Source organism: Lachnospira sp. (assembly GCF_016290755.1).
GTDB classification, from domain to species: Bacteria; Bacillota; Clostridia; order Lachnospirales; family Lachnospiraceae; genus Lachnospira; species Lachnospira multipara.
The window spans coordinates 1-19,633 of sequence record NZ_JAEEVD010000051.1 but is presented as its reverse complement, the minus strand read 5'-3'; the positions used below and the strand labels follow the sequence as shown (position 1 = coordinate 19,633).

The 19,633-nt window shown below is 34.2% G+C and carries 21 protein-coding genes; 6 read left to right on the top strand and 15 right to left on the bottom strand.

What is annotated here, in order from left to right:
* Together QVA17_RS10565 and QVA17_RS10560 are read right to left on the bottom strand one after the other, a co-directional pair.
* Window positions 1-368 (bottom strand): hypothetical protein (locus QVA17_RS10565; RefSeq protein WP_330635195.1); only part of this gene is annotated, 368 nt, incomplete at its 3' end.
* Window positions 369-451: 83 nt separating this feature from the next.
* Window positions 452-1,171: a hypothetical protein gene (locus tag QVA17_RS10560; protein ID WP_287388798.1), complete on the bottom strand. Its 720-nt coding sequence runs from the start codon at window positions 1,169-1,171 to the stop codon at window positions 452-454.
* Between the two features lie 135 nt (window positions 1,172-1,306).
* On the opposite strand from QVA17_RS10560, the gene QVA17_RS10555 reads away from it, so the two are divergent.
* From QVA17_RS10555 to rfbC, 5 genes are all read left to right on the top strand, one after another.
* The gene (locus QVA17_RS10555; RefSeq protein ID WP_287388797.1) at window positions 1,307-2,500 is read left to right on the top strand and encodes a MerR family transcriptional regulator; all 1,194 of its coding nucleotides are present in this window, start codon (window positions 1,307-1,309) and stop codon (window positions 2,498-2,500) included.
* A 192-nt stretch (window positions 2,501-2,692) separates the two neighbouring features.
* Complete coding sequence (rfbA, locus tag QVA17_RS10550; protein WP_287388795.1) at window positions 2,693-3,589, top strand: glucose-1-phosphate thymidylyltransferase RfbA; 897 nt, start codon at window positions 2,693-2,695, stop codon at window positions 3,587-3,589.
* A gap of 48 nt (window positions 3,590-3,637) precedes the next feature.
* Window positions 3,638-4,657 carry a dTDP-glucose 4,6-dehydratase gene (gene rfbB, locus QVA17_RS10545; protein ID WP_287388794.1) on the top strand — a complete coding sequence of 340 codons (1,020 nt, stop codon included), beginning with the start codon at window positions 3,638-3,640 and terminating at the stop codon, window positions 4,655-4,657.
* Window positions 4,658-4,757: 100 nt separating this feature from the next.
* On the top strand, window positions 4,758-5,705 hold the full coding sequence (gene rfbD, locus QVA17_RS10540; protein WP_287388793.1) for a dTDP-4-dehydrorhamnose reductase: 948 nt from the start codon (window positions 4,758-4,760) through the stop codon (window positions 5,703-5,705).
* A 35-nt stretch (window positions 5,706-5,740) separates the two neighbouring features.
* Window positions 5,741-6,349 (top strand): dTDP-4-dehydrorhamnose 3,5-epimerase, encoded by a 609-nt coding sequence (rfbC, locus tag QVA17_RS10535; protein ID WP_287388791.1) that lies wholly within the window; start codon window positions 5,741-5,743, stop codon window positions 6,347-6,349.
* A gap of 123 nt (window positions 6,350-6,472) precedes the next feature.
* Here rfbC and QVA17_RS10530 read toward each other — a convergent pair whose 3' ends face one another.
* From QVA17_RS10530 to QVA17_RS10500, 7 genes are all read right to left on the bottom strand, one after another.
* Window positions 6,473-7,057, bottom strand: coding sequence for a hypothetical protein (locus QVA17_RS10530; protein WP_027431479.1), 585 nt, complete (start codon window positions 7,055-7,057; stop codon window positions 6,473-6,475).
* A gap of 1 nt (window position 7,058) precedes the next feature.
* Window positions 7,059-7,256 carry a hypothetical protein gene (locus QVA17_RS10525; RefSeq protein ID WP_287388789.1) on the bottom strand — a complete coding sequence of 66 codons (198 nt, stop codon included), beginning with the start codon at window positions 7,254-7,256 and terminating at the stop codon, window positions 7,059-7,061.
* 361 nt (window positions 7,257-7,617) lie between these two features.
* On the bottom strand, window positions 7,618-8,589 hold the full coding sequence (locus tag QVA17_RS10520) for a hypothetical protein (RefSeq protein WP_287388788.1): 972 nt from the start codon (window positions 8,587-8,589) through the stop codon (window positions 7,618-7,620).
* Between the two features lie 15 nt (window positions 8,590-8,604).
* The gene (locus QVA17_RS10515) at window positions 8,605-10,887 is read right to left on the bottom strand and encodes a glycoside hydrolase domain-containing protein (protein WP_287388786.1); all 2,283 of its coding nucleotides are present in this window, start codon (window positions 10,885-10,887) and stop codon (window positions 8,605-8,607) included.
* A gap of 227 nt (window positions 10,888-11,114) precedes the next feature.
* Window positions 11,115-11,285 carry a hypothetical protein gene (locus tag QVA17_RS10510; RefSeq protein WP_287388785.1) on the bottom strand — a complete coding sequence of 57 codons (171 nt, stop codon included), beginning with the start codon at window positions 11,283-11,285 and terminating at the stop codon, window positions 11,115-11,117.
* A 285-nt stretch (window positions 11,286-11,570) separates the two neighbouring features.
* Entirely contained in the window at window positions 11,571-11,732 is a 162-nt protein-coding gene (locus QVA17_RS10505; protein ID WP_287388783.1) for a hypothetical protein, read from the bottom strand.
* A gap of 46 nt (window positions 11,733-11,778) precedes the next feature.
* Complete coding sequence (locus QVA17_RS10500; RefSeq protein ID WP_287388782.1) at window positions 11,779-11,970, bottom strand: hypothetical protein; 192 nt, start codon at window positions 11,968-11,970, stop codon at window positions 11,779-11,781.
* Window positions 11,971-12,226: 256 nt separating this feature from the next.
* Between QVA17_RS10500 and QVA17_RS10495 the strand changes: the two genes are divergently transcribed.
* Window positions 12,227-12,406 (top strand): hypothetical protein, encoded by a 180-nt coding sequence (locus tag QVA17_RS10495; RefSeq protein ID WP_287388780.1) that lies wholly within the window; start codon window positions 12,227-12,229, stop codon window positions 12,404-12,406.
* 313 nt (window positions 12,407-12,719) lie between these two features.
* Here QVA17_RS10495 and sfsA read toward each other — a convergent pair whose 3' ends face one another.
* The 6 genes from sfsA to QVA17_RS10465 form a co-directional block, all read right to left on the bottom strand.
* A complete protein-coding gene (gene sfsA, locus QVA17_RS10490) occupies window positions 12,720-13,394 on the bottom strand; it encodes a DNA/RNA nuclease SfsA (RefSeq protein ID WP_287388778.1) in 675 nt (224 codons plus the stop codon).
* Between the two features lie 14 nt (window positions 13,395-13,408).
* Window positions 13,409-14,107 (bottom strand): signal peptidase II, encoded by a 699-nt coding sequence (locus QVA17_RS10485; protein ID WP_287388776.1) that lies wholly within the window; start codon window positions 14,105-14,107, stop codon window positions 13,409-13,411.
* Between the two features lie 95 nt (window positions 14,108-14,202).
* On the bottom strand, window positions 14,203-16,065 hold the full coding sequence (locus tag QVA17_RS10480) for a polysaccharide biosynthesis protein (RefSeq protein WP_287388774.1): 1,863 nt from the start codon (window positions 16,063-16,065) through the stop codon (window positions 14,203-14,205).
* 133 nt (window positions 16,066-16,198) lie between these two features.
* Window positions 16,199-17,194: a glycosyltransferase family 2 protein gene (locus tag QVA17_RS10475; protein WP_287388772.1), complete on the bottom strand. Its 996-nt coding sequence runs from the start codon at window positions 17,192-17,194 to the stop codon at window positions 16,199-16,201.
* Between the two features lie 138 nt (window positions 17,195-17,332).
* Window positions 17,333-18,049 carry a sugar transferase gene (locus QVA17_RS10470; RefSeq protein WP_287388770.1) on the bottom strand — a complete coding sequence of 239 codons (717 nt, stop codon included), beginning with the start codon at window positions 18,047-18,049 and terminating at the stop codon, window positions 17,333-17,335.
* Between the two features lie 12 nt (window positions 18,050-18,061).
* Window positions 18,062-19,273, bottom strand: a complete 1,212-nt coding sequence (locus QVA17_RS10465) for a DegT/DnrJ/EryC1/StrS family aminotransferase (protein WP_287388768.1) — start codon at window positions 19,271-19,273, stop codon at window positions 18,062-18,064.
* Window positions 19,274-19,633 lie beyond the last annotated feature (360 nt).

The window sequence follows — 19,633 nt, the reverse complement described above, 5'->3', positions numbered from 1 at the left end:
AATGTAATTACAAACTTACATCTTTTATAGTATTTTTTCGATATTCTTGTACATATAGAATTATAGACACCATTTACATTATCTTTGTAAAATGTATATGCAAAAGGCATTGTTGCAAGCAATGGTAACATCAATAACAGTATTTTACCATTCCAATAATATGTTGCACCCATCCAATTTTCACATACCTTAATCGGTGAAAGTAAAGTATATTCTAGGGCTTCACTAGGTTCTACTACATTTTTACTCATTGGTATACCATTAAATATTATATCTATAATTGATATTATCATTCCTGTACATAATGCAACCCAAAATCCAATTGAATGTAATAGTCTTTTTAACTCAAATCTATATAAATTTTTCATATATACTCCTATAAAGCTACAAACTATATTTTTACAAATAAAGTCATCAAAGCTTTTATAACTTTGATGACTTTGCTTAATAATCATTTATTTATCAAATTAGTAATATCTACCTTTGCAAGACCATCACGTATAATTCCACCACTTCCATCTGGAATTTCTAATATATTTTGCCATCCATAAATAGATATACTTAAATATAAATTATCGAAATTTTCTGATATAGGATAATAAAGACTTACTTCTTTTGTTTCTCCTTGCTCAAAATCAAACTTAAATACTGACTTACCTAAATTTTCATATGGATAAACCATCTTAGCTTCATGTTTATTCTCATCTTCAAGATATATACAATTAAGATACAATTCTTTATCCGAATCATAATCATTATAAATATATTCTTTGTTGTAATCATAATTAAATGTCAGTGATAAATCTAAAATCGCATACTTTGTATAATTATTTTTTAAATAATTTCTATCATCATCACCTAAGACATTATCATATAATATTTCATATGGTAGTTCATTTACTATTTCAATTGATTTGATATCAAAATCAAAAAACTCTACATTAAAAGTGTATATGTCAGGTGGCAAATAAATATCCTCTTCATATATATTAGTTTCACCTGTTGTATTTTCCACCTTTATAACACTTTTCATTTCTTCTAATTTAGGTATTACTTTAACAACAGAATACACTATTATTATCATCATCAAGGTTAATACAACCAAAATTTTTTTTATTTTACTTGTCATCCTAAACACTATCTGGGCTCCATTTATAACTCGTTTTTTCAAAATTTTTCCTCATTTAAAATTTACCTCCATTTTATACTCACATTTTTGTAAAAATATTACTACTGTAGTATACTAAAACTAATGACTAGAATCAATATTTTTATATAATTTTTAAAACTTTATGAGGATACAATTATGGAAGATAAAAATTACTATACATCAGGACAATTCGCCAAAATGGCCAATGTTTCAACTAGAACTATTCGTTTCTACGATCAGAAAGGATTATTAAAACCAAGTCGTATTGAAAATGGATCGAGGCTTTACACAGATGCCGATTTTGCAAGATTACAGCAAATTATACTTTTAAAATACCTTGGCTTTTCCTTGGATGAGATTAAAAATATGACTATCGGAGATAGCGACTATCACATTCTTCTTAATTCCCTAGAATTACAGAGCCGACTAATTGAAGATAAACTTGCCCAAATGCAACTTGTTGCCGGTGCCATTAAGGAAACATCTGCTGCCATACGTTCTAGGGGCGAAGTTAACTGGGATCACATGCTAAATCTTATTCATTTGACAAACATGGAATCAAGCTTAAAATCTCAATATATTAATGCCAGTAACATTTCTGCAAGAATTAAGTTACACAATCTGTATTCGAATAATAAAGAAGGTTGGTTTCCATGGATATACAAGCAATGTCATATAAAGTCAGATATGAAGGTACTTGAACTTGGTTGCGGAAATGGATCTCTTTGGACAAGCAACACAACTAAGATACCCGCTGGTGCCGATATTACAATTTCAGACCTTTCAAATGGTATGCTTCGTGATGCTAAAAGAAATATGAAAACCCTTTCTGCTTCAATGCATTTTAAAAAAATCGACGCCACAAATATTCCATTTGAAGATAATAGCTTTGATTTGTGCATCGCTAACCATATGCTATTCTATCTTGATTTAAAGGCCAAGAAAAAAAACGCACTTGCTGAAATATATCGAATTCTCAAACCAGGTGGAAAGCTAATTTGTAGTACTTATGGTTCTAATCATATGAAAGAGATTTCTGATTTAGTAACTAGCTTTGATAATAGAATAAGGCTAAGCTCTGACAAGCTTTATGAGAATTTCGGGCTTGATAACGGAAAAGAGATTTTATCTCATTTTTTCAAAAAAAATAATATTGAAAAGAAACTATACGATGATTATCTTCTTGTTGACAGCGTAGAACCACTTATTGAATACATCTTGTCTTGTCATGGAAATCAAAATGAATATCTCCTTGATAAGTATTCTGATTTCAAGGCCTTTGTCACAAGTAAAATGGGAACAGGCTTTAAAATTACCAAGGAATCTGGAATTTTCATATGCACAAAGTAGGCAGTTTTGTTGGAATTTTTAAGACATGTCTCTTTCTGTACTAAATTTAATACAGAAAAAGCCTTGACGGTTACGTTACGTCACCCTGTATAATACAATCGATTCTTAATAAATGTTATGTAAGTATTGATAAAGTTATTTACTTACAACAAGTTATGTTAATTGCCAAGGCAATTACAGTATGGAGGAATTATGAAAGGTATTATTTTAGCAGGTGGTTCAGGCACACGTCTTTACCCACTAACAATGGTAACTTCAAAGCAGTTACTACCAATTTATGATAAGCCAATGATCTACTACCCAATGTCAGTTCTTATGAACGCTGGTATTAGAGACATTCTTATTATTTCTACACCACAGGATACTCCTAGATTTAAGGAGCTCTTAGGCGACGGACATCAGTTTGGTGTTAAACTTTCTTACGCTGTTCAGGAAAGTCCAGACGGACTTGCTCAGGCTTTCATTATCGGTGAGGAATTCATCGGAGATGATACTGTTGCAATGGTTCTTGGAGATAACATTTTCGCAGGACATGGTCTTAAGAAGAGACTTAGCGCTGCTGTAAAGAACGCTGAAGAAGGTAAGGGTGCAACAGTATTTGGTTACTATGTTGATGATCCAGAACGTTTTGGTATTGTTGAATTTAACAACGAGGGTAAGGCTATTTCAATCGAAGAAAAGCCAGCTAAGCCAAAGTCAAATTACTGTGTAACAGGTTTATATTTCTATGACAACAAGGTTGTAGAATACGCTAAGAACCTTAAGCCATCAGCAAGAGGCGAACTTGAAATCACAGATTTAAATAGAATTTATCTTGAAAATGAAAGCTTAAATGTTGAGCTCTTAGGACAGGGCTTCACATGGCTTGATACAGGTACACATGAATCTTTAGTAGATGCTACTAATTTCGTAAAGACTATCGAAACACATCAGCATCGTAAGATTGCTTGTCTTGAAGAAATCGCTTACTTAAATGGTTGGATTTCTAAGGATGATGTATTAGAAGTTTACGAAGTATTAAAGAAGAATCAGTACGGTCAGTACTTAAAGGACGTCTTAGACGGCAAGTACCTCGACCAGTTAAGATAGATGAATGCGCCCTTGGCGCGTGATAATTATTTTTAAAGGAGAAAACTCATGACAATTATCGTTACAGGTGGTGCCGGTTTTATCGGTTCTAATTTCGTTTTTCATATGTTAAATAAGTACCCAGATTACAGAATCGTATGTTTAGATTGCTTAACATACGCTGGTAACTTATCTACACTTGCTCCAGTTATGGACAACCCAAACTTCAGATTCGTAAAGGAATCAATTACAGATAGAGAAGCTGTTTATAAGCTTTTTGAAGAAGAACATCCAGATATGGTTGTTAACTTTGCTGCTGAATCTCACGTTGACCGTTCTATCGAGAACCCAGAAGTATTCCTTGATACTAACATTAAGGGTACTGCAGTTCTTATGGATGCTTGTAGAAAGTACGGTATTAAGAGATATCATCAGGTTTCTACTGATGAAGTTTATGGTGATCTTCCACTTGATAGACCTGACCTATTCTTCACAGAAGAAACTCCAATTCATACATCAAGCCCATATTCATCATCTAAGGCAGCTGCAGATTTACTTGTACTTGCTTACCACAGAACATATGGACTTCCTGTATCTATTTCAAGATGTTCTAACAACTACGGACCATACCACTTCCCAGAGAAGCTTATCCCTCTTATGATTGCTAACGCATTAAATGATAAGCCACTTCCAGTTTATGGTGAAGGTCTTAACGTTCGTGACTGGTTATATGTTGAAGATCACTGCCGCGCTATCGACCTTATTATTCATGAAGGTCGCGTTGGTGAAGTTTACAACGTTGGTGGCCACAACGAAATGAAGAACATCGATATCGTTAAGATTATTTGTAAGGAACTTGGTAAGCCAGAAAGCCTTATTACACATGTTACAGATAGAAAGGGACATGATATGCGTTACGCTATCGACCCTACTAAGATCCACAACGAACTTGGCTGGTTACCAGAAACTAAGTTTGAAGATGGTATCAAGAAGACAATTAAGTGGTACTTAGATAACAAGGAATGGTGGGAAACTATCATTTCTGGTGAATATCAGAACTACTATGAGAAAATGTATGCTAACAGATAATTAGTCGCGTTGACTTTTACATTTTCATAAAAATAATAGCCTGGCTCTAGCAATAGAGTCCGGGCTTTAACAATATTAACGACTGAAAGGAAGCTAATAGATGAAGATTTTTGTTACAGGTGTTGGCGGTCAGTTAGGCCACGACGTTATGAACGAATTAGCTAAGAGGGGCTACGAAGGTATCGGTAGTGATATCGCTCCTGAATATTCAGGTATTGCAGATGGTTCTTATGTAACTACTGCAAGCTACTGCCCTCTTGATATAACAGATGCAGATGCTGTATCTAAGACTCTTAATGAAGTTAAGCCTGATGTTATTATTCACTGTGCTGCTTGGACAGCTGTTGACCTTGCAGAAGATGAAGATAAGCAGGCTAAAGTTAAGGCTATTAACGTAGATGGTACTAAGAATATTGCTAACTGCGCTAAGGCTCTTGATGCTAAGATGGTTTACATCAGTACAGACTATGTATTTAATGGTCAGGGTGAAACTCCTTGGGAGGCTGATTGCAAGGATTATGCTCCACTTAATGTTTACGGTGAAACTAAGCTTGGTGGCGAACTTGCAGTATCTGAAACTCTTGATAAGTACTTTATTGTACGTATCGCTTGGGTTTTCGGTCTTAACGGTAAGAACTTTATTAAGACTATGGTAAATGTTGGTAAAACACATGACTCTGTTCGCGTTGTTGCAGATCAGATTGGTACTCCAACTTACACACTTGATTTATCAAGACTCCTTGTTGATATGGTTGAAACTGACAAATACGGTTACTACCATGCAACTAACGAAGGTGGATATATTTCATGGTATGACTTCACATGTGAAATCTACAAGCAGGCTAAGGAACTTGGCATTGAAGGTTATGTAGATAGAACTGTTGAAGTTAATCCAGTTACAACTGCAGAATATGGTTTAAGCAAGGCTGCTCGTCCTTTCAACTCAAGACTTGATAAGTCTAAGCTTGTTAAGGCTGGCTTTACTCCACTTCCTACATGGCAGGATGCAGTTCATAGATATTTAACTGAGATTAAGGATCAGTTATAAGATTTCAAAAATAAATTTAAGAAAGAGGTAAGACAATGGGACAGATTAAGGTAGAGAAAAATGTTGGTGGCATTGAAGGTCTTCACGTAATCACACCAGCAGTTCATGGTGACAACCGTGGTTATTTCATGGAAACATACAATCAGAACGATATGCACGAAGAAGGTCTTGATATGGTTTTCGTTCAGGACAATCAGTCATGCTCTTCAAAGGGTGTTCTTCGTGGTCTTCACTTCCAGAAGGAATTCCCACAGGGAAAGCTTGTTAGAGTAATTAAGGGTAGCGTATTTGACGTTGCTGTTGATCTTCGTAAGGATAGCAAGACATACGGTAAGTGGTATGGTGTTGAACTTACAGAGGAAAATAAGAAGCAGTTCTACATTTCAGAAGGATTTGCTCATGGTTTCCTTGTACTTTCAGATGTAGCAGAATTCTGCTATAAGGTAACTGACTTCTATCATCCAGGTGATGAGGGCGGTCTTGCTTGGAACGATCCAGCGATTGGCATTGAGTGGCCAGAACTTGTTGGCGAATACAAGGGTAACTGCGAAGCTACAGGCTACACACTTACTGATGGTACACCACTTAACTTATCTGATAAGGATCAGAAGTGGGAAACACTTGAGAATACATTTAAATTCTAATTAAGATTACATACAAGAACCCCATCCAATTATGTCTAGCATAATTGGATGGGGTTCTTATATTAATATGCACACGATAAAATATTATATTAGAAGCTTGCTTCCTCTATTTTTACAATTTAACTAAATATTAAAATTACTAAATATTCTCTTTCTTTCTATTTTAGAGACAACTATATTCTGAAGTTGCTCATAACTTCCATCAATCAAAGATTGCTCATCAATAAATATATCATCGATAACAATATACTCATGTGCCATAACACATTTTTTTATGTCATCATATTGTTTTTCAACACACTTATTGAAAAAATTAGCAGTCAATTTATTATCCGAAAAAGTAATAACACAATATGATTGATTCATAGTCTTTAGACTTATTCCATAACGTAACAACATCAAATGCTTCGTCAACCCTATAAATTTAAATCTTTTTCCACATTTCAATAATTTTTGTGTTATAAATATAGCCAAAAATGTGAATACTACTAATAATAATAGTTTTCCAAGTATAATTTTCATATTTTGTGATTCGCCTAAAATTGCATCTTCCAATTTTAATATTGCTATAAAAAAAGTTAACATGTATGCAACTAAATATAAGGCAATAATTACTAATAAAAACCTCTTTATCATCGCACTTTCGCGATTGATAATATTAAATCTTCTTTTCCAATATTCATTATCTGTTTTAAATTTAAATTCCACTTTATTTCACCTCAATTAATAATGCAGTTAATGCAGCAACTGCTGGAGTTCCAGCAAATGCAATTATTAGCACTACTATTAGCAGAATTAAATAATTTGCTAAATGATATTTTTTCACCACTTTACCAGCCTCATTTACAGCTTTTTCTACAGTGTTAAATACATTACTAATACACATAACTGTACTAGCCACAAACATCTTAATTGTTTCCTCCGTTTGCTCTTGCGTTGCGATTATTTCCTCAATTTTCCTATATTTTTGCACTTCTGCTTCGCTTAGCCTATCATCAAATTCAAACTCAAGACCTAATTCAACATATTCCTTTTCTGCAAAAATTATGCTTTCTTAAAAAGATCTATCGGGTATTGTCGTCTTTTTTCAATTATTTTCTCAGGTTTTACATTGTTTTTTAATATCTTTACGATACGTTCAAAATCTGCGTGGCTAATTCCAGCTTTCTCAATATATAGTCTCCCTACGAAGATATAATTATCCCCGATAACTAGCTTTTTAACTTTTTTATACTTTTTTCGCTTATAATCTCTCACATTTTTTATCGCTAACAGTTATACGTTAAAATATAATCTGTAATTTTATCTCTAGGTATTCTACTCAATAAAATTGTTCTAATAGCATTATATTCATTATCTGATATTGATAAACGTTCTATATATACATTATCTACCAACATATATTCTTCTGCTAATACAACTTTTTTTACTGACTCATATTCCAACTCATAACGTCTATGCAAATATATTGATATTATCCTATCATTATAAAAATTTATAACCCGATAAGCATTATTGATTTTTTTCAATGATGATAAATAATTCATTCTTAACTGTACCCAATTAACGCTTTTTCTTTTATTTTTTATTTTTAGTCCACGACTAATATAACCTAAATCTTCTTTAATCAAAAGCTTAACATTAGGAAAATAAACATCATGAGCAATATTATTTATACTAGATTTAGGAACTTTTTCTAAAATAATTTTATTAATTTCGTTAAATTCTTCATCAGATACATACTCTTTATCAATATAACAGTTCCTAATAATAATATACTCATCAGAAATAATCACTTTACTCAAATCACAATACTTGATCTTTCTATGCTTAGCAAAATACGACACTTCAAGAACATCAGTATTAAATTGAACTATCATATGTTCATTTTCTATATCTTTAAATTTAGCATGATAAACAATGCAAGTAATAATTTTTGCAAAAAAAATCGTTGGATTTCCTTCATATGACATCCTTGCCCACCATGCTATCAAACCAAATGCTAATGTATATACCGCGTTCATCAGAAAAACTTTTATTGAAAAAGTATACCCATATATATTCCATGGCATTAACACCATTAATCCATAAAGAACAATTAAAAAATCTAATACCACAAATATTTTACATAAAGCTGCTGACAAAATATAACACATTCTTATTTGTTCAAGTGATTTTCTTTGCAATTTTCGGCTTCTTCTTTTTAAATATTCAGCATCCACTCTAAATTCTATACGCATATTCCCACCTCGTACTTATATTATCAATATTATCCCTTGAGGATATTTAGCCACAATGAGAAATAATATAACTATTACTATCGCAAGTATATAATGTTCACTTATAAAGCTTTTTACTGAATTAATCACTGAAAAAACACTATAATAAAATGATAAACATATGATTGCTTCAACTTCTTCTTTTCGTCTATTATTCTTTATTTTTTCTACTTGTTTTTTGTAATCTTCAACATCTTCTTTACTCAACTTATTTTCAAATATAAATTCAAGGCTTATCTCTACGAACTCATTTAATTCCTCAGATATCGACATATCCTTATGAAAAAGTATGTACTGTTTAAGCAGTCCATCTTCATTAACTGAAGTTCCTATCTCCATATACCCATTATTTACCATAAACTGAGCTTTCAGCTGAAAATCAAAGACTGCATCCGTATCAAAAGTTAATGAGTCTTCCAACTTTGCTTCTTTAAAAGCTTCACTAACTGCAACATAAACTTTATCTTTAATCTTACCATCCACGATATCAAACTTAGCTCTTGTAAAGCCATCACCAATTGATATGCTTTCTCCCTGTGTAGCCTTATATTTAACAGTTACACCAGGTAAGCTAACCTCTGTTTCAGCATTGAACTTAACAACATCTACATCAATACCTAGTAACTTTAACGTATCTACACAGAATCCATTAGCCACATCTCTGCTGCTTGGTTTAATCTGCTGTTCTGGTCTATCAATTATATGATTAAAGCCATTATATTTTCCTGAAGTTGCTACACAATCAAGAGCAAATGCTCCATCAGCCGAACCTTGCGTATACTCACGTATCTGATCAAACACCCAATTATCAGGTAAGATAAAGCCTTTATTGCCACTATATCCTGTGGACATATCACTTACAAAACTATACTTGGCATAACCATAGTTGCCAATACGAGTGCATATGTTACGTGGGCCATAACATCCAATTGTATATTTATGACCATTGTCCCTTATGTACTTAGAAATTCCCTGAAAATGCGGAATTATCATATCTGTTGTCTGATCATCATTAAAGTCATAATCAACTGCAAAAAATATAGGTTCCCCATAAGGAATACCTAAGTCTTCGGCAGCCTCTACAGCTTTCTTAGCATCAGAATAACCCTGATCATAATTGTAATAATGTACCGTTGTTTCTTCATCAGGATGACTATTGTAGTACTCCTTTTCATCCTGATAAATAGCAAATACCGATAGTCCTTGATTGAATAAAATAGACAATTCTTCTCTTGTTAGATTCTTAGGGCCATTAGCTGTACAACCTGTGAGATATCTACCAATTATTCTAAAATCATTGGCATAAATTCTCTTTGCCTTAGTTTCCGTAATCTGTGTTGATGCATCACAAGCAAGCACATCTCTTTTAGGATATCCTGTACTTACAAAAAGTGACATCCAAACCTTGATATCTACCACACCATCTATATTTAACATGCCCGTAAATTTCTGAAACTCTTTTACTGCATTTTCCATTCTCTCATCAAAAGTTTCAGTAAAATTATTACCATCACTGCAATCAAAGGAATTTTCTTTGAATTTTCTTACACCATTAATGTATAAGCCAAACTTAGCAAGTTTTACAAGCTTCCCTTTACCTGTTCCTACTGTAAGGGTATTCTGCTTTGCTAGTTCCTGTGTTGCTGGGCCAAAATTTCCGTTAGCCGTGTAAGCATCCATACCTGCCGATATCTGGAAGGCATATATTAATGCTTTATTCGTGTTGGCGTTGTACTTACCATCACATGGTATTATATCAAAATAACCACCATAATATCTATTAAGATACTGTTGAATAAGTCTAATTTTACTATCTCCACCTGGCACCAATACTAGTGCATCAGAACATAATATCTCTTTAAATACCTTAGCTGACAATCTTTCAGTTATATAATCTTCACTAAATCCAGCATCAAGCTGCACCTTTGTAACAGCCTCCATGGTACCATCGCCAAAAAATCCTGTGACAGCACTAGGATTATAACCCTTACAAAAAAGACCATATTGTAAAATTTTTACAAAATTGTTGTCACTATCTCTATCTCCCTTTTTTATGGCTTTACTATTGTAATTTTTAGCTGTTTCTTCCCCGAAGTAACCTGTTATGTTACTCATATGTAATTCAATCTGCAGAGCACGAACCAAGGCATTCATAACTGCATTACCAGTACGTCCATTTTCCTCTACTTTAACAAATCCTTCTCTACTACCATAAGTTTTGTTTAACCACACTTGTGCTTCTTTTACTTTTTCGTCCATATTCAAGTCTCCTTTTTTAGCTAGTTTTCATTTGTAAAATTCGGATTTCAAATGTCTAATATGGTTATAACTCTTTTGTTAATAATATGCAAGGAAAATAGTTGGTTATATAATTTATTTTATAATTTTTATAAAAAATTAACACTTTTCTTATCACACTAACAAAAATCCTCCAAATTCTGCCACCTGACCTTATGTCATACAGAATTTGGAGGGATTATTTTATTTTAAAATTCTTTTGGATGATATGTTGGAACCACTTCCTTAATCAAACTTCTAATGTCGTTAGTTTCTGAATAAGATGCCTCTTTTAATCTTTCTAGATCTTTAAAAAGTTGCTCTCTATCAAACTCAATTGGCTTGCCAATGTGAATTAACTTGTTATCAGTATCCTGCATGCCTTCTTCCTTCATAGTTACCATAAACCAAAGGGAGGATAGATATTCTATCCTCCTTTTTACCAACTCACTTATAGAAATCAAACAACACATCAATAGCTTGTGTGTGAAATTACATATCAATTAATGATTAATATTTAATTCTGAAACACCTTCAACCTTAATTTCTGATATTCATCAAGGAAGAACTTGTCATAACCTAATTCTTTATTATCATGATAAAGCATGTATAACACGGCAGTAACAATGGTTACTGGAACGCCAATCGTACTATTTCACATATTATCAAGCATTTTTCACATTAGAATACACCATTAAAATTCCATATAATATAAAACAAGTATATCCTATAATTGATAAACATTTTACTCCTGTAAAAGCTGATAATAATAAAAATATGCCAGCTAACAACATGATAATTGATAATGATATTTTTGTTTTCTTCATAATTCTATCCTCCCTAACTATAAAACAATAGATTTTTTCTAACTATTCAATTCGAATTATCCATGTTTTTTTCTTTTCTGTAGTCAATTATAATATCTAAAATATATGAGATATGCATTCCCATAACGACGCCTTCTAATACTAAAATATGCTTAGTTTCCGACTCAGCGCATACAATTAAAACACAAATAATAACTCCTATTGCAACTAAAATATTTGTAATTCTTTTTTTACCCACTTGTGGCACTCTCCTTACTTAATAATTAACTTAAAGCTGTAATATTTCTTCTTCTTTTAATTCAACTAATAATTCTTTTTCTTGTCTCATATATACTGCCTTTCATTATTAATTTTTCAAAATATAATCCGGATTATTTTTAAAAATACTTTAACTATTTGATATGTTAATTGTATCAAACAACATGTCCATTCCACAAGGTCATATATTGCATGTTTCTGAAAAAATACAGCGAATAATCCCAACAGCATTAGAGATGGGAAGTGTATATAAACGATTAATTCTAGATACTATGACTAGCAAAGAAAACTATGTCGATGGAATTATAAGAGTCTACAATAATGATCTATGTAAAGTTATTGATAACTATAATTGCAGCGCATTCTACGAACCGTCATACGTAATTGCAAGAGCCTATGAATCAGGCGGTTTTTAAGGTGTTGTTCGACGGGAATTGGGGACTTGCGGGAGGTGAAGCGGGGGATTTAATCCTAATCGGTATTTTTTTCCTTAAAAGGTCAAGAAATGAGGAACAGATAAATTCTAATATTTTAAGTGATAATCCTAATCGACACTTTTTCTTTCATTCGGTCATCAATATCAAAGAAAACAAGTTGAAATAATAGGCACTTTAATACTTTTCCGGAAAAAAATTAAGATAAGGATTAATTCTCTTTTCCTAAAAAGCAAGTTTTGTAATACGTAATTGGAATTTTTTCTTCATTAGGTCAACAATTCAATTTTAGAAGCTATACTAGCAAATCCCCATTTTCCTCAGCAATACTCAAAGAATCCTTCTCCACCTTACAAGTCAAGAAAAGTACCTTAACACCTGCTGCCTTGGCTTCTTCAAGTGCCGCATAAAAGTCCGGATGGATTTCTTTTTCAGCTCGAACTTCTCTTATGCCCTCCATCTGAATTACAAAGGCTATAGCTGCTTCATAGCCTAGGGCCCTTGCCTTAGTTAATTCGTGTAAATGCTTAATTCCTCTAGTTGTTGGAGCATCAGGGAAATAACCAATTCCATCATATTCTAAAGTACAACCCTTTACTTCCATTAGGATTTTCTTGTCTGCATTTTCAATATAAAAATCAATTCTTGAATCTCCATAGCTATATTCAGCTTTTACATAATCAAGTTGCTTTTTTTCAAGCCATTCTTTAACTACCTTATTAGGTGCCTGAGAATCTATATTAATAAGTCCGAAATTCTGCTTATACACTGCGACTAAATCATATTCTGTTTTTCTTCCGGCTGTTCCTGGCTTATCAAAGTAAACAGTTGCTCCTGGGATTAGTAATTCCTTACAGCGGCCTGTGTTTTTCACATGGACAGTTTCTACTTTTCCGTTAATCTCTACATTTGCAATAAATCTATTAGGTCTTGATACAAACTTGCCTTCATATATATTTTTATATTTCATACTTTAACTCCATTTTACTTTCTATCTTTTTGTTTTCTTATCTCCCCTTCAAAGTATTCAGCTATTATTATTGCTACTGCTGTTTGTATATAATAATCCTTTATATCTAAACAAAACAGCTTAAAATAGTATATGCTGTCTAATACATAGCCTCGTAATATTGTATCAACTAAACTTGCTACAGAAGCTACGATTAACAACATAAGTCCTATTTTCATCTTTGAATTTTTAGTTTTTATAAAAAATACTATTGGTAGTATTATAACGCATATTTTTAGCAATATGGCATATTCTTTACTTATACCTAAATCTAAGTAATTCAATATAGAATTCTGGTTATAGTTTCGAATTTGCTTAATCTGAAAATAATCACCAATAATCCTCAAATTAATATTTGATATTAATAGCAATGCTTTTTGTATTTGATCAATCAATAATAACAATATTGATACTAAACTTAACTTAAGAAAATAATTGTTTTTATTCTCTAAAACTATTAATAAGACTTTATACATAATAATTGATACTAAAAATGCACCTACAATAAACAGCACAGAACTTATATATTGTTTGTAAGATGTAAAATATATAACGCTTGGAACTACTTGTAAAAAAGGGACAAGCGCAAATAATACTATTGTTAATTTATTTATCCTTAGCTGCTTCACTAACTCAAGATCTTTTGCATTTAACTCTAAAAATTTCTCTTCCATTAATTACCTCTAATTTTTAATTTGTTGCAACATTTTTATTATATAAATAAAAAGCTCTAAAAGCTAGATTTATTTCTAACTTTTAGAGCTTTCTTTTAATGTTCATTAGGATGATATGTTGGAACTACTTCCTTAATCAAGCTTCTAATATCCTCTGTTTCTGAATAAGAAGCCTCCTTTAATCTCTCAAGATTTTCAAAGAGGTGTTCCTTATCAAATTCGATTGGCTTACCGATATGAATCAACTTATTATCAGTATCCTGCATACCTTCTTCCTTCATAAGAAGCTCTTCATATAACTTCTCTCCTGGACGGAGGCCTGTATACTTAATTTCCATGTTAACACCAAGTGTGTAACCAGAAAGTCTAATAAGGTTCTTAGCTAAGTCATCAATCTTAACTGGTTCTCCCATATCAAGTACAAATATTTCGCCGCCTCTAGCGTAAGCTCCCGCCTGTAAAACTAAGGAAACTGCCTCAGGTATTGTCATGAAATATCTAATGATTTCCGGATGTGTTACTGTTACTGGGCCACCATGTTCAATCTGACGCTTAAATAGTGGAATAACTGAACCGTTACTACCAAGCACGTTACCAAAACGCACAGCCACAAACTCTGTCTTAGAGATTTCATTATATGCCTGAACAATCATTTCACAGATACGCTTAGTTGCACCCATAACATTAGTTGGATTAACCGCCTTATCTGTACTAATCATTACAAATCTCTTAACCCCGTACTTATCCGCCATCTGAGCTAACTTCCATGTACCAACAACATTATTCTTAACGGCCTCGTTAGGGCTGTCCTCCATAAGAGGCACATGCTTGTGAGCGGCTGCATGATAGATGATTTCTGGTCTATATTTTTTAAAGACTTCTTCAAGTCTACTTGTATTTCTAACTGAACCAATTAAAACTTCCACATCTGCATCTGGATAGTTTTGCTTTAATTCCTGCTGAATGTCGTAAGCATTATTCTCGTAAATATCAAAAATAATAAGCTTCTTAGGATCATGGCTTACAAGCTGTCTACAAAGCTCGGAACCAATGGAACCGCCACCGCCTGTAACCATAATTACCTTGTCGCTAACATAGCCCATAATAGACTCAATATCAACATTAATAGGCTCACGACCAAGTAAATCCAACACGTCTACATTTCTAATGGAATTGATGTTAAATTCCCCATCCACCATCTGGTAAACGCCAGGTAATGTCTTAAGTGAACAGTCTGTATTCTTACAAATATTAAGAATCTGCTTCTTCTGTTCTGCAGTTGCACTTGGGATTGCGAAAATGATTTCGTCAACGCCGTAAAGTCTTGCGCTGTCAATAATCTTCTCTCGTCCACCAACAATCTTAATTCCTCTGATATATTTTCCAATCTTATTCTTATCGTCATCAATAATACAGACAACTTCTGAATTTGCAAGGTATCTTGAATTCTGAATTTCACGAATAATTACATTTGCAGACTCCCCTGCACCAATTAACATGATTCTTGTATACTCACCGATCTGGCGCTTTCTGTTTAATACAGTTCTTATCATACGATACATGAATCTACTTGCTGACTCAGCCACAATAAGGAAAACTAAAGTGTTAAAGTAGACGCTTCGTGGAAGCATTGTATCTGTTAATAATGTAAATGTAACGTGGGCCACTTCAACTACAAAACAGGCCTCAACGATCTTGTAAACCTCTGCAATACTGGCATACTGCCATAGTGAATGGTAAAGCTTGAAAGCCCAAAAAATCACAAGAGACACCAATGTGTATGGTATGATATTCACTAAAAATGAATGTACATACTGTGGCTCAATAGCTGCAATGCTGATATTAAAACGCATAACAAGTGCTAACGCTACTGATGCATTAAGAATTATCGCATCAACTATTATAAGGAAGAATCTTCTTACTAGAAGTTGCATCCTATCTTTTTTTCTCTCATCCATATCTTACCTCTTTTTTTAGTGCCTTGGCACATCAATTAATGTATATAAATACTAACCTTTCCCTTTATGTCAACCTATTATGTATACTCCCTTTGCCTTAACTTGTCAATTAAAGATACATTTTCATCAATAATTATTTAAAAATTGACTTCAAAGTTCCTAAACCATAGGATACATGCAATAGGAAAAACAAAACTGGCAATAGTATTGCCGAAAAGTGTCTGCTTTTTTTATCCGCTCCAACTACTGCCATTACTGCCATTAGCACGGATAGGGCAATATATGCACCCCACATAAGGCCTGTCAACATATAGATTATACTTAGCTTTGTGAAAATGCATAGCAAACTAGAAACTAGAATGGCCATGACAAAAGCAAAAGGCACGAAGTGATAAATTGATAAGCATCCCGGACAAATTCTTAAGGTCTTACCAATCCAATATCCGTTGGCGTGCTTTTGTTTAAGCATCTTTGGTAAACTACTTCTAATATACTGATAGCTTACGATTTCAGGATCAAAGGCAATCTTAAAGCCTGCCTTTCTGATTCTGTAATGGATTTCGTTATCTTCTGTTCTTGTTAAATTTTCATTAAAACCGCCAATCTTATCAAAGACTTCTCTTTTATAGGCGCCGTGGAAAATTGACTTAACATAAGTCTTTCCCGGATTGTTTCTAAAGGAAGCAATGCTTGAACCAAACATAGAATTCTCTGCTAGTAAAAGTGTGTCCTGCCAGTTTGTTCCATCCTTAATAATTGTAGGTCGTCTGCCGCCGCAAACATCCTCACCTGCTTTTAGTAGCGCTACATTTTTACTAACAAAATCCTTAGGAATTGTTGCATGGGCGTCTACCTTTAAGATAGCCTCGCCCTCATAGGCCTTTAGAGCCACATTCCAACCGCAAGGAAGGGTCCTCTTAGGATTATCTAGCAAACTTAGCTTTCGAAACTCAGTGTCGTTTTTATTCAAAAAATCCTGCATAAGTTCTCTAGTCTTATCTGTTGATGCCGAATCCACCAAAAGCAGCTCCATATCCTGATGATTGTAATCTTGCTGCTTTATATCTTCTAGTATTGAATTTATATAATCTTCTTCGTTATAAGCTATAACACATAAACTGATATACACGTTATTATCCTCTCGCTAACCGTGGCTTTAAGCCCACACGCTGATTTCATCTTGGGACTTGCGCCCCCCATAAAGATTTCCTCTCGGGGCTTGCGACCCCCCATAAAGATTTCCTCTCGGGGCTTGCAACCCGAAACTCTACTTATGTACGGTTAGTTTCTCGCTTCCTACCACTGAAACAAATGTGTCCCACAACACAGACATTTCCTGGAAGAAGCCAAATTTTTTAATTGACTCTAGGTTATATTTCATCTTAGCGGGTAGCACTTCATTTACATAAACATCATCTACCTCGTCTGGCGCAACCTCGCCAAGGATCTTGTCTTCGTCCTTATAAGCAATGCTTGTTCTGCTTGTAAGGCCTGCTGGCAATAAAAGTGTGGCATACATCTCAGGAGTGTATCTCTTGACGTACTTAGCAACCTCAGGTCTTGTGCCAATGAGAGTCATGTCTCCGGCAAGAATGTTAAAAACCTGTGGAAACTCGTCCATTCTATACTTTCTAAGGAATTTACCCACCTTAGTAATTCTATTGTCGTTGTCTACAGTAACTGCAGAACCTAGCTCGCTTGCATTTACAACCATAGTTCTGAATTTGAAAATCTTAAATATTCTGCCGTACTGTGTCACTCTTTCTTGTAAAAAAAAGACAGGGCCGCGAGAATCAAGCTTGATTGCAACTGCTATAAATGCCATTGGAATTATAAGCACCACTAACATAATAAATGAGATAACAATATCTATTAGTCTTTTAAAAACTAGCCATGTTTTGCGCTTTTCAAGGATTACGTAATATTTGTAAACCTCTTTTGTTCTCATTTTGTTAGGAAGTTTGGTCCATGGTCTAAGTATCATTTTCATTACTCCTTAAACGTATTTGTTGAATGTCTCGATAACATAAGCCAAATCTTCATCAGATAACTTTGTATGAAGTGGCAATGTAATCTCATTCTTATACATATCAAAACTATTAGGGTAATCCTTAATGTCAAAACCTAACTTCTTGTATGCTGTGTGCATTGGAAGTGGCTTGTAATGAACATTAGTTGACACGCCATCCTCTGCCATTGCAGTAATAAGCGCATTTCTCTCCTCAACGCTATAGCCGTCCACTCTAACGATCATTAAGTGACCACTTGATTGATAGTCCTCAGTAAAATGCTCTAAAATATGAACTCTTTCACTTTCAATGCCCTTCTTATAAGTCTCGATCATATCTCTTCTTCTCTTTAGAAGTTCTGGATATCTCTCAAACTGCACAAGACCAATGGCTGCCATGATATCTGTCATGTTGCACTTGTAGTAAGTACCAATGATGTCATATTCCCATGCGCCTGCCTTAGTCTTAGCAAGGGCGTCCTTGTTCTGTCCATGAAGTGAGAATAACTGTAACTTCTTATAAGTATCCTCATCCTCAATTCCTGGAATGCTATTCCAAGAAAGTGCTCCACCTTCTGCTGTTGTTAAGTTCTTTACTGCGTGGAAGGAAAATGCAGTTAAATCCGCAATACTTCCGCTCTTTACAAGCTTACCTCTAAACTTAGCTGCAGCACCAAAGCCGTGGGCTGAATCTGCAAGAACTAGAATTCTTCCAAGAGCCTTCTGATAACTTGATGATGGCTTGAAAATGTTTTTCTTAGCCTCAACGATTTCAAATATTTTCTCATAATCTGACATTGTTCCAGCGAAATCAACTGGAATAATTGCCTTTGTCTTATCTGTAATAGCTTCTGCTAATTTATCATAATCAAAATGGAAAGTTCCAGCTTCCACATCTACTAATACAAGCTTAGCCCCTACGTGTTCTACAACACTTGCTGAAGCTGTGTAGGTATAAGCAGGAACGATGACCTCGTCACCTTCACCGATTTCAAAAAGTCTAAGGCCAAGTTCAAGAGCTGCTGTGGCAGAATTAAGGCAGACTGCTCTTGCTGCTCCTACGTATTCTGCGATTTTCTTCTCAAATTCCTTAGTCTTAGGACCTGTTGTAATCCAACCTGACTTTAATGTTTCAACTACTGCATTGATTTCAGCATCAGTTATATCTGGTGGTGAAAAAGGTACACTTAACTTACTCATTTTTAAATTCCTCCAAAAATCTATGTCCATTCTTTACAATTGCGGATGGACAAAATCTGTCAGCGACGAATATATGGCCGGCGATTTGTGGGCCGGCGGCTTGCCTTTCAAGGCCTACGCCAACTCTCTTGCGCCGGCCCTTCGGGGGTTTCTCGCCCCGCGCGCTTGCCGGCCCTTCGGGGGGTTCTCGCCCCGTGTGCTTGCCAGCTCTTCGGGGGTTTCTCGCCCCGTGTGCTTGCCGGCGCTAGTTACTTGTGGCGCTCTCCGTCTCTGATTCTGTGCTAGCTTCCTCCATATCTGGGAAGCTATATGTTAAATTACCAGTGGTGTTGGTTATAGAAATCGTGTAGCTTACGGTCT

Bases quoted from the DNA above. Each gene is read 5' to 3' on its own strand.
- QVA17_RS10555 (WP_287388797.1), top strand. From the start codon at position 1,307: ATGGAAGATAAAAATTACTATACATCAGGACAATTCGCCAAAATGGCC.
- rfbA (WP_287388795.1), top strand. From the start codon at position 2,693: ATGAAAGGTATTATTTTAGCAGGTGGTTCAGGCACACGTCTTTACCCA.
- rfbB (WP_287388794.1), top strand. From the start codon at position 3,638: ATGACAATTATCGTTACAGGTGGTGCCGGTTTTATCGGTTCTAATTTC.
- rfbD (WP_287388793.1), top strand. From the start codon at position 4,758: ATGAAGATTTTTGTTACAGGTGTTGGCGGTCAGTTAGGCCACGACGTT.
- rfbC (WP_287388791.1), top strand. From the start codon at position 5,741: ATGGGACAGATTAAGGTAGAGAAAAATGTTGGTGGCATTGAAGGTCTT.
- QVA17_RS10525 (WP_287388789.1), bottom strand. From the start codon at position 7,256: ATGTTTGTGGCTAGTACAGTTATGTGTATTAGTAATGTATTTAACACT.
- QVA17_RS10520 (WP_287388788.1), bottom strand. From the start codon at position 8,589: ATGCGTATAGAATTTAGAGTGGATGCTGAATATTTAAAAAGAAGAAGC.
- QVA17_RS10515 (WP_287388786.1), bottom strand. From the start codon at position 10,887: ATGGACGAAAAAGTAAAAGAAGCACAAGTGTGGTTAAACAAAACTTAT.
- QVA17_RS10510 (WP_287388785.1), bottom strand. From the start codon at position 11,285: ATGCAGGATACTGATAACAAGTTAATTCACATTGGCAAGCCAATTGAG.
- QVA17_RS10505 (WP_287388783.1), bottom strand. From the start codon at position 11,732: ATGAAGAAAACAAAAATATCATTATCAATTATCATGTTGTTAGCTGGC.
- QVA17_RS10495 (WP_287388780.1), top strand. From the start codon at position 12,227: ATGGGAAGTGTATATAAACGATTAATTCTAGATACTATGACTAGCAAA.
- sfsA (WP_287388778.1), bottom strand. From the start codon at position 13,394: ATGAAATATAAAAATATATATGAAGGCAAGTTTGTATCAAGACCTAAT.
- QVA17_RS10485 (WP_287388776.1), bottom strand. From the start codon at position 14,107: ATGGAAGAGAAATTTTTAGAGTTAAATGCAAAAGATCTTGAGTTAGTG.
- QVA17_RS10480 (WP_287388774.1), bottom strand. From the start codon at position 16,065: ATGGATGAGAGAAAAAAAGATAGGATGCAACTTCTAGTAAGAAGATTC.
- QVA17_RS10470 (WP_287388770.1), bottom strand. From the start codon at position 18,049: ATGATACTTAGACCATGGACCAAACTTCCTAACAAAATGAGAACAAAA.
- QVA17_RS10465 (WP_287388768.1), bottom strand. From the start codon at position 19,273: ATGAGTAAGTTAAGTGTACCTTTTTCACCACCAGATATAACTGATGCT.